We start from the raw sequence: 14054 nt of genomic DNA on the forward strand, positions 1-14054 counted from the left end.
TTTAGCATTGCCGGCCGTGGTTGGAAGCCGGCACGTGTGGTCTTGTGGACATGCCTCAGGTTTTGGGCTGCATCATCTGAGACGCTCGCTCATTGAAGAAGCTTGAACAGCTTTCCCAAAGTGCCGCTGTCCTGTGCCGGTTGCTCGGCTTCTGCAGCGGGTTGCTGATCCGGCTGCGGCGTCTCCGGCGCGGGCTGTTCCACCGCCGTGTCGGGCGGAACTTGCCCATCGACGGGCGGTGCCGCCTCGGGCTCGGTGCCGCCACCGCCGATGATCTGCTCGATGGAGAGCTCGCTGCCTTCGTCCTTCGGCTGCTTGCCGATCGCACCGCTGAGGATGTCGCGAAGCTTTCCTCCCTTGCCGTCCCCGGACAGAAGCTCATCGAGCCCCAGCTTGCCGGTCGGCAATCCGAGCTTCTTCAAGGTCGAAAGCGCGGCATCGGGGTTTTTCAAAAGGCCCGAAAGGTCGGGATAGATGCGCGGAGCGGCAAACGACCCTTCGATGACGACTGGCACGCCGATGCCTTCGGTGGCGATGTCGGCACCCTGGCCCTGCAAGGATGCGACCACGCGGGGATCGAGGCGGAAGTTCAACTGGTCCTCCGGCAGGTTTGCCTCGCCTTTGCCGCTCATCCGCACGAGGGGGCCGACGAGCTTGATGTCGTCGGTGCGCGCAACGCCGTTCTCGATGGCAAAGGATGCCCCGAGTTCGGTAAAGCCGGTCGCCTTGTTGTCGTTCTGCTTGAAGCCGGAGGACATCAGGCCGACGAGATTGTTGTAGACGTCGGCAACGTCGATCCCGCGAATGGCGCCGTCGGAGAAACGGACCTCAGCCGTGCCCTTGAGCGATCGCTTGAGCGTGCCGGTCGTGCCGCCGGCGCCTGCAATGTCGAACGTCGTCTGCAGCGCGCCTTCGAGATGCTTGAAGTTCGCAAGGTCGGTGAGCAGTGGTGCGGCCGAGGCGCCCGATATCGAGGCCTTCACGGCGATAGACGGCTCCGTGCCGGATCCGTCGGCGGTCAGGCTCGCGGCCACCTGGCCGCCATAGAAGGGGCTATCCGGAATGTCGAGGTTCGCAATGCCCTCGGAGATCTTCAGGGAGGTTGCGACCGGCCCGGCGACGACGCGGCCGTAGGCGAGTTTTTCGGCATCGACCTTGATGGAGGCATCGATAGAGCGAAGTGCGGACAGATCCAGCGGAGCATCCGTTGCAGGGCCACCACTCGCTTTGCTTTTGGCCTTCGCCTGCGGCGCGGCCGAAGGCGCGCCGGCCAACCGCGCGAGGTCTAGTTCCTTGAAATGGAGCGCGCTCGAAATTTTGAGCGGTGTCCCGAGTTCGACCGCGCCATTACCGCTTCCTTCGACCCCGTTGACCGAGAGCGTGGCCTTCTGGAATGCGACGCCCGCAGCGCTTGCCTTCACGTCGCCATTGAAGGCGAATTGCGTGATGCCGCCCGCGTCGGCCTGACCGATCCAGGCAAGAAGCGATCGCAGGTCTGCGGCCGCGAAGTTCACCTTGCCGGCGTAGCTGCCCGCAAGCGCCGCCTTGCCATCCAGCGCAAGCGTCGCTTCCTTCGTGCGCAGGTCGAGCTTCAGCGGGATGTCGCCCGCACGGGCATTGGCGTCCATGAGCAGGTCGCGGACCGGTAGGGTAAGATCGATCTCGGCCGGTTTGCCCCGCCACACGAGGCTGCCCGCAAGACGCATTGGCTTGGCCAGGCCCTCGATCTTGAGGGCGAGTTTCTTTGCCTTCACCTCGGCCATGGCCGGATCGGCGATGCCGGGAATGACGATGGTCGCGTCACGCAGGCTTGCGCCGCCGGTCACGTTGATCGTCTTGCGCACAGAGTTCGCGCTTAGTCCGCGAAACGCGAAGGCCGTGTCCATCGTCACGGTTCCCGACAGCGGTACCGATTGGCCGGCCAGAGCCGCGAGTTTGGAAACGTCGAGCCCGTTGCTGACGACGCGGCCCTGGAAAATCGGCTCGGCGGCGCCGACGTCGGCGGCGAGATCGGCGGCAACACTGCCGGCGTCGATGCCGAGATGCTCGAGCCGCCCGGTCAACTGCCCGTCCTTGAGGGTCGCCGTCAGCGCGACGTCGGATGCGGAAATGTCACCAACTGCAAGGGCGCCGACATTGACGCTGATATCGGCGTCAAAACCGGCCAGCGCCTGCAGGCCTGCAGCTGCCTTGGCCTTGTCCGTCCGGCCTGCCGGTTCCTCGGGCTGCGAGGAGGATGCGGCCGTCTCGCCGTCATCGAGAAATGCGCTCAGATCCAGCCGCTCGGCGTTGAGGTCGGCGAGGAACCGCGGGCGGCTGCCCGGCACGAACAGCGCGTCGAGCCCGAGCGCTTCGTCGCCGATCGTAAGCTTGCCGCCGCGGATCTGGTATCCGCCATTGGCATTCAGCGCCACCTGGCCGCTGGCGGTCAGTTCGGTGAGCCCGGCCGCAAGCTGGGGCTCGGCCTCCAGGGAAAGGCTGAGTTCGGCAGGCTTGTGCTCGAGCAGCGGACGCAAAGGCGAAACGGCAAGCGTGACATCGTAGCGCCGGCCATCGACGCCGGCGCCGGCCGAGAGCGACAATTCGCCATCGATATCCGGAACGGCGAGCGTAAGATTGAGATCGCTGACGACGTCGACCGAACCGCCGGCGCCCTCCTGCCGCAGCGTTCCCTCGCTGATCGAGATCTTGTCGATGGCGCTTTTCTCGAGGAAGGCGACGAGGGCGGCGAGCGGATCGCGCGTTTCGCCCGTGCTCGCCTGTCCCGCCTCAGCCCCCCCGTCTTGCGCAACCGCTGCGGCCTCTGCCTTCGGCCGCAGCGCCACGACAGGGCGTACAAGCCTTACTTCCCTCACGTGCAGGCGGTCGGAGCATAGCGAGGAGAGCGTCACGGAGCCCGCGACTTCGCCGATCTCGGCGGTCATGCCGTCGGCATCGAGCGAGACGTTTTCGGCCACCACCGCCAGATGCGGGACGACGGAAAGTCTGACCGGGCCGTTGAGCGCGATCGCGCTGCCGGTCGCGTTCGAGAGTTGCCGTCCCAGTTCGGCGCGCATCCAGTCGCTCGAAACGAAGCTGGGCAGGATCATGACTGAAACGACAGCGAGGACGCCGAGCGCCAGCAGGCAAAGAAAGAAACGCCGCATGTTTCCCCTCGTTGCGAAAGCGATTGATTCGGTATCGTTTTCCAGCGCGCGCCGTTTTGCAACTCCTGGGGCGATCTGCCTTCTCGTCGTACGGTTGCGCTATCGCGCGCCGACACCCTTTCCGGCGACGGCTGCATCGCTTATCTCGACGGCTGTACTCTCGGCCACGGCTGCCGGAGCGGCAACCGCGCGCGGACGATGCACGAGCGTGACCAGCACGAACGACAGGATCATCAGCAGATACCAGGCGCCGAGCTTTTGCACGGAGACCAGCGTCCAGCCGGCATGCTGCGAGGGATAGATCCAGGCCCGCGACCAAGTGCCGATGTTTTCGGCGAACCAGATGAAGAGGGCGACCAGCAGGAAGCCCACGAGCAGCGGCATGCGGTGGCGAAAGCGGAAGACGCGATAATGCACCGTGGTGCGAAGGAAGAGGATCGCGGTCAATCCGAACAGCGCGTAGCGAAGGTCGATGATGTAGTGGTGGCTGAAGAAGTTGACATAGATGGCAAGGGCCAAAAGCAGGGTCGCGATGAGCGGCGGATAGTTGCTGTAGCGCGTGTCGAGAATGCGGGTCACGCGCGCCAGATAGGAGCCGACGGCGGCATACATGAAACCCGAAAACAAAGGCACGCCGCCGATGCGGAAGAAGCTTGGCTCCGGATAGATCCACGAGCCGACGGAGGTCTTGAAGATTTCCATCAGCGTGCCGACGACGTGGAAGATCAGGATGACCTTGGCCTCGGCGATGGTCTCGAGCTTGAAGACGAGCAGTGAGATCTGGATGGCGATGGCGCTCAGGAACAGGAAGTCGTAGCGGGCGAGACCACTACCTTCGGGCCAGTAGAATTTCGTTGCCAGCATCAGGGCCAGCATCGCGCCGCCGAAGAGGCAGGCGAAGGCCTGCTTGATGCCGAACACCAGAAATTCGGTCAGGCCGCCAAGGAAGCCGCTTGCCGGAAGCCGGTCGAGCACGCCATGCGCCGCAGCGTCGATGCGCGCCTCAAGGCTCGTAAACCGCCTCTCCTCGGGTTGTCCAACCATCCGCATCGCCTCCTTTTGCCGTCGCTGCTGCGATGGCCTGACAATGCGGTTGAATTGTGGATGGCCGGAAACCGGGCCGTGTGGAGGTGGCTGCCGCGCATCCGCCACCGCCGGCGGCAGCAGGATTGCGGCATGCCGTCGTCTGCGCTCGTGGCGGGTGATCAGCGCGGGAAGGCGTAGCGGTCGACGATCGCCCAGATTTCCCGGTTGACCTCCTGCAGCTGCTCGATCACCTCGTTGATCCGCGCGATCTCCGCCTCGTTGATCTGCTCGATCTTGCCGTACTTGATCGTGTCCTTGCTGTCGAAGATCGCCATCAGTTGCGTGCTCGCCTGGTCGCCGGTTTCGTCGAAGGAATAGATGCAGTGGCTGTATTTGTTGCGGAGTTTTGCCTGCCGGCCAAGCTGTTGGGTAATCGAAAGAATTTCTTGCCGCTGCGCGGCAGGCGTCTTTCCCATCTTGGTCAGCCGCTCGACGAGTTCGATGCGGGCCCGCGTCGTGTTCAGCGTCAGGAAGATGACGATCGCGGTTTCCTTGTCGACCCGGGCGAGGCCGGCGATGAGGTAGATGAGCAAACTCTCCGTATTCGTCCACGTGTAGTTGAGTTGTCCGATTAAGAGGAGGATTTCGTGAAATCTTGCCATGGGCCTTCCAGTGCTCGCCGGTTGCCAAATGCCACACCACTGCTCGTCAGAATACTGCATTCCCGCGTCCAGTAAATTCGTTCTGACGATGGTCGCGCAGGCCCGGAAATGCGGCGCTCGGGCCCTCACCGGCGCCTGGCCAGCCGTCGGTTGACGGCCATATTTTGCCTAGCCCACGGGTGAAGGTTTCTGCGTCTGGTCGCTAGCCCGCGAAGGTTAGCCCGAACTGACAACTTACAATGCGTGTCGGTTTTAGACAGAGTCTCCTCTGCAACCGGCGAGCAGGACGCACTCAGGCCCCCTTTGGGCAAGCACTGCATCGAATGGAATACCCAGTTGGGAACCTGTTCCGGTCCTCTCGACCAAGTAAGGGGAGAGGCAAGAAAAAGCGATCAAAGTATCGACAGATGGGCGACTAGGCGCCCGGAGGAAAACACCGTTACTGAGTTCAACAAGTCCAACACGTAGCCCGCGCATGGCCCAAATCCGCGTAAGAGAAGAATGCGGCTCGGCTGTCGCGGCCTCAACTCGAGGTAATCGTCATGAGTAAGGACAAGAATATCCTGTGGCCATGGGATGACAGCCAGTCTCAAGATCAAGACCAGGGACAAGGACAGGGCCAGGGTCAGGGACAATTGCAGGCGGAGCTGCAAGGCCAGCTTCAGGGACAGGGACAAGGCCAGGGCCAGGGGCAAGACCAGGGACAGGGCCAGGACCAAGGTCAGGGCCAGGATCAGGGACAATCGCAGTACAGCGAGTCCTACAACGGCAATCTCAACGGCAACGGCAACCTCAATGGTAACGGCAACGCCAATGCCAACGGGAACGGCAACCTGAACGGCAACGGCAATGCCAACCTGAACGGCAATGGCAACGCCAACCTGAACGGCAATGGCAACGCCAACCTCAATGCCAACCTCAACGAAAACAGCACCCATGTCGACGTCGACAGCAAGACGACCGTCGACGTGGACGTCGATCTCGATCTGAGCGGCTACAAGCCGTCCGACGACGACTTTGCCGATATCGACAACTCCTCGATCCACGGCATGGCGAATACGAGCTTCAAGGACATCCTGAACGGCTCGATGAACGGCAACAGCAACGTTGCCAACGTGTTCAGCCAGAACGCCATCATGTCGGATGACGACAGCGCCTCTGACATCAACAACAGCGGCACGCTTAACCAGAACGGCAACGCCAATGCCGGCGACGCCCGCTCGGGCGACGGCATTCAGGCCGGCGCAGACGGTGGTGAAGGCGGAAGCAAGGCCTATGCCAATGGCGGCGACGGCGGCGATGGCGGCCATAGCGTTGGTGGCTTCGCGGGCGCTGGCGACGGCGATGGCGGCGACGCAGACAACAATGCCGATGCGACCGGCGGTGCCGGCCTTGGCGGCATTGCAGCCAGTGTTGGCGTTGGCGGCGGCAGCTCCAGCGGTGACGCGAACGGCGGTACGGCGACAGCCGGTGCCGGTGGTGCCGGTGGTGCCGGTCTCGGCGTCGGCCTCGGTCTCGGTGTCGGCCTTGGTGTCGGCGCGGCAGCCGGCGGCGACGGCGGCAGCAATGGTGCCGGCAACGGTGGCACAAGTGGCGACGTCACGAGCGGCCCGGCAGGGTCTTCGGATGCAGGTGACGGCGGCGATGCCGGCGGCTTCATCCTTCCAATCCTGAACCTCGGTGGCGACGGTGGCGACAGCAACGGTGGCAACAGCGTAGCGGTTGGCGATACCGGCAGTGCTGACGGTGGTGATGCCGGCGATGCCGGCGACGGCGGCGGCGCTTTGGGTGCTGGTCTTGGCGCGGGTGCTGGCTTCGGCGCCGGTGCAGGCGTCGGCGGTGCCGGCGGCGGTGGTGGCGATGCCTATGCCGGTGGCGGCTCTACGGGTGACTCGACCGGTGGTGACGGTACCGGTGGTGCAGCGACCGGTGGTCACGGCCTCGGCGGCCTCGCGCTCACGGGTTCGTGGGCAGCCGGCGGCGACGGTGGCGATGCCTACGGTGGCCATGCAATCGGTGGTGCCGGCGGTGCCGGCGGCGCGGGTGGCTTCGCGACGAACGGTGATGGCGGTGCAGGTGGCAGCGCCGGCATGTGGGGCTCGTACAATGGTGACGACAGCTTCGTCGAAGGGCTCTCCTCGGCTTCGGCAGACGCAGTTATCGACACCAACGCCTTCAACCAGCAGATCGTGCTCGGCGCGAACCTGCAGGGCAACACGATCGACATGACGGTCGTCGGTGGTGATTACACGACCACTGCCGTCGGCGACGACGACAACACCTGATCGGTGAGGGGGCGTCGATCCGCGTCTCGCGGAATCGACCCGAGAATGACTGCGCGGGAAGCTCTCGCGCAGTCAGGCACGACCCGCCAAGCCGGCGGGGACTGCCGACGACAAGAGGAGGGCCTGACCTTGTATTCCGCAAAGATCACCGAGGCCATTGCCCATTTCATCGGTCTCTTCGAACTCTCTACCGAAGAGGCGCGTCTGCGTGAAATCCATGAGAAGTTCGACCCGGATCGCGACGTCCACAAGGATCCGAAGGAGCTCGTTTCTGCGCCGGTCAAGGTGCACGCACCTTACGATCTCGACGACTTCAACCCCGACGTCCCGTACAAGCCGGTCGGACCGGACATCTTCATGCCGATACCGGACGGCTATGCTGGGGTGTCCTTCCCCGAATACCCGATTTTTGGCGGCTCCCTTGGCCGCGCCAGCTCGGAAGCCTTCCTGCAGGGCGCATCGCCGAGATCGGCCTCGCAGGTGGTCGAGCCGCACATCAACCCGCCGGGCTCGGTGGTGGTCTACAGCAACCAGACCGCCGAGCTTTCGGACAATGATTTCGTCAGTGTCGGCGGGCATGGCCTGAAGTCCGGCCTGCAGATCGACAACAGCGCGACGATGGCCGAGCTCATCGACGCGACGCAGAGTATTTCGCTGCTCGGCGAGACGGATGTCGCCGGCTCCAGTGACGCGATCGCCAGCCTCGTTGTCGGCACGGCCGAGAGGCTTGAGGCATTCTCCACCGGCGGCGAAGCGGAGGCCGGGGGGCTGAGCGTCACCCATTTTTCAGCCAGGGCCAGCACGCTCGAAGGCATCTATGTGAACGGCGTGATCGTTGAGGAAGCGCCGGTTCTCAAGGATCACCTGCCGGACCCGGACGAGGCTTCCGATGCGCCGGACGAGCCCGAACTGTCGAACGACGGGGTCGAAGTCGAGGGCGGCATCGCCTATGGCGAGGGTGCCGTCGCGGTCGACACTTCGGTCGAGCTGGAAGCGGGCAGCAACACGCTGGTCAACTCCGTCGTCATCACCAGCGACTGGCTGCAGGCCGAAGTGCTGGCGGTGGCCGGCGACCACGTCGAACTCAACGCGATCGTTCAGGTCAACACCCACTATGACAGCGACCTCGTCAGTTCCGCGCTGAGCGGCAACAATATTGAGCAGCATGCTACCCAGGCGTTCAACATCGCCATGTTCAAACATGTCGAGCCGGCGCAGACGACGCATGCCGACACCGCCGACTTCCCCAAGGTCTGGGCCATCACCGAGGTCAAGGGCGACCTGATGATGGTCAACTGGCTCCAGCAGTTCACTTTCATGTCGGACCAGGACACGGCGATCCTCGCGGCTTCGGGCTCGAAGCTTTCGATCGTCGGTGGCGACAACACGGCGGCCAACCAGATATCGCTGCTGGAGCTCGGATACCGCTTTGACCTGATCTTCGTCGGCGGCAGCGTCTTCGACGCCAACATCATCCAGCAGACGAACATCCTGCTCGACAACGATCTGATCGGTGCGGTCGGCGGCTTTCACACCAGCGGCGGCGGTTCGGTCTCGACCGGCGGAAACCTGCTTTGGAACTATGCCGGAATCGTCGAAGCTGGCAGTGCAGGCCCGGTCAATCCGATGTCGGACGGTTACCTGTCCGCGCTGCAGGATCTGTCGGAAGGCAAGAAGCCGTCGGGCGACGACTTTCTGCATGATCCCGCCTTTGCCGGGCTGAATGGCCTGAGGGTGCTCTACATTTCCGGCGACCTCATCAGCCTCAACTACATCCAGCAGACCAACATTCTCGGCGACAGCGATCAGGTGACGCTGGCGATGAACGCGCTCGAGGCGCGCCCGGACGCGGACTGGACCATTTCCACGGGCTCGAATGCTCTGCTGAACTATGCCGGGATCGTCGATGTCGATACGGGCAAGACGATCTATGCCGGCGGCGGCGCCTATTCGGACGAGGTGCTCATCCAGGCGGAGCTGGTCAAGAACGATCCCTATCTCGGTAGTCAGAACCCGGATGCGCTGGTCAGCGAAGCGGTCGTCTTTCTCGGCGACGACATGCTCACTCCGGATTTCGGCCACCAGCCGCAGGATCAGATCTCGCCGAGCCATGGGCACGGCATCGATACGGCCAGTGCCGACCCCATGCACAGCATGGTCGCCTGATGGGAGTGCGGGAGGATAGTCATGACCGACCGCACGAATCCGTCTCGGCCAGTGTCTGCCGAAACCGGCGCCGATGCCGCTTCGCGTGCGGAGGAAAACGGAACACGGCCGGAAGCATCCGGCGCCGACGCCGCGCGACGGCAGTTTCTGCGCAAGCTCAATCATCAGGAACACGTTCTGGACCGTGCTGTTAGGGAGATCGACGGGGTGGCGGACCAAATAAGAAGAGTGGCGGCAAACGGCGCCGGCGAGGATGGCAACTGGACCCCTTCACCCGTTTCGCCTCTTCCCGGATCGGGCGTTGCCGCAAGGCCGGTACAGATCACCGGTCCGACACCCGGCCTCGCACCGGCGCGCGCTGCTGCACCGGCCGCACCGATCGGGGCAGCGCAGGCGTCACGCGCACAGATGGGAACGCCACGGGCGGATGCCGCTGAGACGGTCAACGTCACGTCGCGGCCGTGGCCTCCAAAGACCGAGCCCGTGGCCAGACCCGAGCCGGCTCTGCGCGGCGAGGCGACGGTCGAGCGCCGCCCGTTGCAGGAGGAACCAAAGCCGGCACCCTGCATCGAAAAGCCGGTCGGAAAACCGGTTGCCTGGCCGACCGCGGAGATGAAGGAGAGATATTCGCCTTCGGGCATGGTGGTGATCGAAGCCGACCGTGGGCCGATCAAGGCCGAGCCGCGGTCGCCCGACAAAGGTGGCGGATCGTCCGACAAGGGCGGCGGCGGAGGCGGTGGAGGGGGCGCGTTCCACAAGCGCCTTGGCCCGGTCGATTTTTCGGCGAGCCTCAGCGCTGGTCTCAAGGCGATCCGGCAGAACCTGATGATCGTCATGCTGTTTACGATCGTCACCAACATCCTCGTGCTTTCGATCCCTGTTTATCTGTTCCAGATTTCGGACCGGGTGCTGACCAGCCGCTCGGTCGACACGCTGGTGATGCTGACGGCGATCATCGTCGGCGCGGTGCTGCTGCAGTCGGTTTTCGACGCCATTCGCCGCATGATCCTGATGCGCACCGCCGTGGAGGTGGCCGCGCAACTCGGCGCGCCGATCCTGAGCGCGGCAGCGAGAGCCGCCCTGCATAGCAACGGGCGCGAGTACCAGACGCTTGGCGACCTGCAGCAGCTTCGCTCCTTCCTCGTCTCCGGCACGCTGCTTTCGTTTCTCGATGCGCCGATCGCGCCGCTCTTTCTGGTGGCGGTCTTCCTCATCCATCCGCATCTCGGGATAATCGTCGTCACCTCAGCCGTTCTCCTCCTCATCGTTACGCTGTTGAACCAGAAAGCGACGGCTGCAGCGTTCGGCGAAGCGACCAATTTCCAGACCAAGGCCAACCTTCACCTCGATTCGATGTCGCGCAACTCCCAGATCATCAACGCACTGGCGATGATCCCGGAGGCCGTGCACATCTGGGGCAAGGACATGGCCGGTTCGCTCAAGGCCCAGGTGATGGCGCAGGACCGCAACATCGCCTTTGCTTCGCTGTCCAAGGCGGTGCGCCTCCTGACGCAGGTGACGATGCTTGGTTGGGGTGCCCATCTCGCCCTCAATGGCTCGCTCACCGGTGGCATGGTGATTGCGGCCTCCATCATCGCGGGCCGCGCCCTTGGGCCTATCGAGGGCGCGATCGAGGGATGGAGCCAGGTCATCCAGTCGCGTGCTGCCTACGGGCGCATTTCCGCGCTGCTGAAGACGTCACCGCTCAATTTCGAACGGTTGAAGCTGCCGCGGCCCGAAGGGCGCCTCGATGTCGAGCGCCTGCTTTTCGTTCCGCAGGGCACCAAGCGCGTGGTGCTCAACGGAATTACCTTTGCGCTGGAGCCCGGCGATTCGCTTGCCGTGATCGGCAGTTCCGGTGCCGGCAAGACGACGCTCGGCAAGATGCTGGTTGGATCCATCCTGCCGACGTCGGGCAACGTCCGGCTGGATCTCATGGACCTGAGGAACTGGGACCAGCGGCAGTTCGGCGAAAGCATCGGCTACCTGCCGCAGGATGTGCAGCTGTTTCCCGGCACGATCAAGGCCAACATCGCCCGCATGCGCGAGGATGCCACCGACGCCGACATCTACGCCGCTGCCAAGCTTGCCGACGTTCACGACATGATCGCCATGCTGCCGCACGGATACGAGACCGTGGTGGCCGCCGACGGCTCGCCTCTATCGGGCGGCCAGAAGCAGCGCGTCGCCCTTGCCCGCGCCTTCTTCGGCAACCCGCGCATGGTTGTGCTCGACGAGCCCAACTCCAATCTCGATACCGCCGGCGAGGCGGCGCTGACGCGGGCGCTGACGCACGCCAAGCGCGAGAAGATCACGGTTGTCACCATCACTCAGCGACCGGCGCTTTTGAACAGCGTCGACAAGGTTCTGCTGCTCGTCAACGGCACGGTGGCGCTCTTCGGCATGCGCCAGGACGTTCTCAAGGCACTCGCTTCGCGTGGGGTGAATACCGAAGGCAACCCGCTCGAACAAAACCAGCTTCCGTAGGCGATCATGAGCGACATGGCCAAAGTGCAGGATCTGACCTGGTACGCAGAGGTTCCGCGTTCAATCTGGCAGCATACGATGATCGGCCTGGTGCTGATCGTCGTGACCTTCGGCGGCTTTGGCCTTTGGGCCTTCACCGCGCCTTTGGCGGCAGCCATCATCGCCCAGGGCAGCTTTGTCGCAACCGGGCAGAACAAGGTGGTCCAGCACTTCGAAGGCGGGATCATCAAGGATATTCTGGTGAGCGAGGGCGACCGCGTAACCGTGGATCAGCCGTTGGTGCGGCTGGACGAAACGGCCGCACAAGCGAACGAGAGGCAGTATTTTCTGCGCTGGGCGCGGCTGGAGGCGATCGTCGCCCGGCTGACCGCGCAGGCGCACGGTTTGAAGCAGATCGTGCTGCCCGCGGTTCTCACGGAGCATGTCAAGAAAGATCCTGAGATTGTCCCGATCGTGCAGAGCCAGGAGCTCAATTTCCAGACCTGGAGGAGCAAGCTCGACAGCGATATCGGACTGTTGAAGCGGAATATCGAGAGCCTGGAGTTCCGCTCGCAAGGTTTTCAGGAGCAGCTGAAATCGGTGCGCGAGCAAAGAGTCCTGCTCGAGGAGGAATACATCGGCAAGAAGACGCTTTTGGCCAAGGACCTGATCCGCAAGACGGAGATCAAGACCATCCAGCGCGCGATCGCCGATGCAGAGGGCCAGATTGGCCGTCTGATGTCCGAAGTCTCGGAGACCGGCTCCCAGATCCTCAAGCAGCAGCAGCAGGTCAACCAGACCGAACAGAGCTACCAAGAGGCTGCGCTCGACGAATTGCAGAAGGCCGAGGGTGAACTGGACACAGTGCGTGAACAATTGCGCGGCGCCACCAATGTGCTCCGCCGCGCGACGATCAACGCGCCGGTGACCGGCACGGTCATCAGGATGCATTTTCATACGTCCGGCGGCGTCATCGAGAGCGGCAAGCCGATCATGGAAATCCTGCCGGCCGATGTACCGCTCATCATCGAGGCGCAGGTGCTGCGCACCGACGTCGACAATATCCGGGTCGGCGAGAAGGCGACGGTGCGGCTGACCGCGCTGAACCAGCGCACGACGCCGGTCCTCAATGGGCAGGTCTTCTACGTGTCGGCGGACGCCCTGCCGGTGCAGACGCATGAGGGCACGCGCGAAGTCTACCTGGCGCGCGTCAGCCTTCCGGCAAGCGAGCTTGCAAGAGTTCACAATTTCGTCGTGACCCCCGGCATGCCGGCGGAAATTCTGATCCAGACGGCGGAGCGGACCTTCTTCGACTATCTCACCAAGCCGATCCGCGACAGCATGGCGCGCGCCTTCATGGAAAACTGACGGTTTCGCGCGGCAGCAGCGCCTACGCCGTCGGAATACGGGCGGCGTGAAACCCGTTTCCGCCTGCCCGCGTGTCGCCTGAAAGCACTCGCGTTTCGCCGGCATCACCGGCCGTTCGATCGCATTTACGGCGGCTCTGGACCGATGCGCCGGTATTGCGCTGCGCGCATAGCGCATAGCTGGCTTGCACAAAATCCGCCTACGATTTGGGCAGAAACCCTGTATATTCACCTCATCGAAGCAATGCATCTCCTCCCGCAGAGCTTCGATGCGGTGAACGATCTCCTCCTCCCATGGATCGTTCACGAGATCAGCGCCACTCCTCCTCCCAGGCTGCTGATCGATTTTTAGAGAGCCTGCCGCTCCTCCCGCGGCGGGCTCTTTTGTTTTTCGGCAGACGCTGCCGGCAATTGCGTCCTTCAAGTGTCGAATTCGTCGACGCCACGCCCCCGTGATCAACAATGCATGCCCGCGCACGGAACCAAAGTACCCGGTTAGCGGTTACCCCTGTGGAGGTGCGTGATGTCTATCCGGCACGTGAAATCCGATCCGCAGTCGAAACCACAGCGCTGGGCGTTTCACCATGGCGCAGGGCGCCTGCGGGCAGGAGACGCGACCCGCGACGGGTCCACGACGCAGGAACGGTTGTCGCCCGTGGTCGACGCGGGCGACGGCGGCCTGGTGGCGCCGGATCTTTCGGGATCTCTCGCCCCTCATCGCAACCGGCAGCCGCCGCCGCACGACTACAGCCGTCCGGCGGTCGGTCGCGATGCGCTGGCTTCCATCCGCGACATGCGCGACGAAGACTGCAGCGGCGGGCCGATCTGGGTCGCCTTGCTCGGCGACAATACGAGCGAGGGCATGCGGCAGTTTATGGGGCTCGTGCTCGCCTTCATCTTCCTGTCGGCCGTTTTCTTCTGGTTTCTTGCCTAGGA

General features: G+C 63.6%; 8 protein-coding genes. 5 read left to right on the forward strand and 3 right to left on the reverse strand.

The window, feature by feature from the left end:
- Positions 1-89: 89 nt before the first annotated feature.
- The 3 genes from FA04_RS20180 to FA04_RS20190 all read right to left on the reverse strand — a co-directional run bounded on the left by FA04_RS20180 (position 90) and on the right by FA04_RS20190 (position 4834).
- Positions 90-3146 carry an AsmA family protein gene (locus tag FA04_RS20180; protein WP_034787526.1) on the reverse strand — a complete coding sequence of 1019 codons (3057 nt, stop codon included), beginning with the start codon at positions 3144-3146 and terminating at the stop codon, positions 90-92.
- Positions 3147-3245: 99 nt separating this feature from the next.
- Positions 3246-4190 (reverse strand): DUF817 domain-containing protein, encoded by a 945-nt coding sequence (locus tag FA04_RS20185; protein WP_051659099.1) that lies wholly within the window; start codon positions 4188-4190, stop codon positions 3246-3248.
- A gap of 161 nt (positions 4191-4351) precedes the next feature.
- The gene (locus tag FA04_RS20190) at positions 4352-4834 is read right to left on the reverse strand and encodes a hypothetical protein (protein ID WP_051659098.1); all 483 of its coding nucleotides are present in this window, start codon (positions 4832-4834) and stop codon (positions 4352-4354) included.
- Positions 4835-5376: 542 nt separating this feature from the next.
- On the opposite strand from FA04_RS20190, the gene FA04_RS20195 reads away from it, so the two are divergent.
- The 5 genes from FA04_RS20195 (at position 5377) to FA04_RS20215 (ending at position 14052) form a co-directional block, all read left to right on the forward strand.
- Positions 5377-7119: a hypothetical protein gene (locus FA04_RS20195; protein WP_034787523.1), complete on the forward strand. Its 1743-nt coding sequence runs from the start codon at positions 5377-5379 to the stop codon at positions 7117-7119.
- A gap of 129 nt (positions 7120-7248) precedes the next feature.
- Entirely contained in the window at positions 7249-9285 is a 2037-nt protein-coding gene (locus tag FA04_RS20200) for a type I secretion protein (protein ID WP_234798793.1), read from the forward strand.
- Between the two features lie 408 nt (positions 9286-9693).
- Positions 9694-11772: a type I secretion system permease/ATPase gene (locus tag FA04_RS20205; protein WP_234798812.1), complete on the forward strand. Its 2079-nt coding sequence runs from the start codon at positions 9694-9696 to the stop codon at positions 11770-11772.
- A 6-nt stretch (positions 11773-11778) separates the two neighbouring features.
- A complete protein-coding gene (locus FA04_RS20210; RefSeq protein WP_034787518.1) occupies positions 11779-13119 on the forward strand; it encodes an HlyD family type I secretion periplasmic adaptor subunit in 1341 nt (446 codons plus the stop codon).
- 522 nt (positions 13120-13641) lie between these two features.
- Positions 13642-14052 (forward strand): hypothetical protein, encoded by a 411-nt coding sequence (locus FA04_RS20215; RefSeq protein ID WP_090297111.1) that lies wholly within the window; start codon positions 13642-13644, stop codon positions 14050-14052.
- Positions 14053-14054 lie beyond the last annotated feature (2 nt).

Source organism: Ensifer adhaerens, assembly GCF_000697965.2.
Taxonomy (GTDB): Bacteria; Pseudomonadota; Alphaproteobacteria; order Rhizobiales; family Rhizobiaceae; genus Ensifer; species Ensifer adhaerens.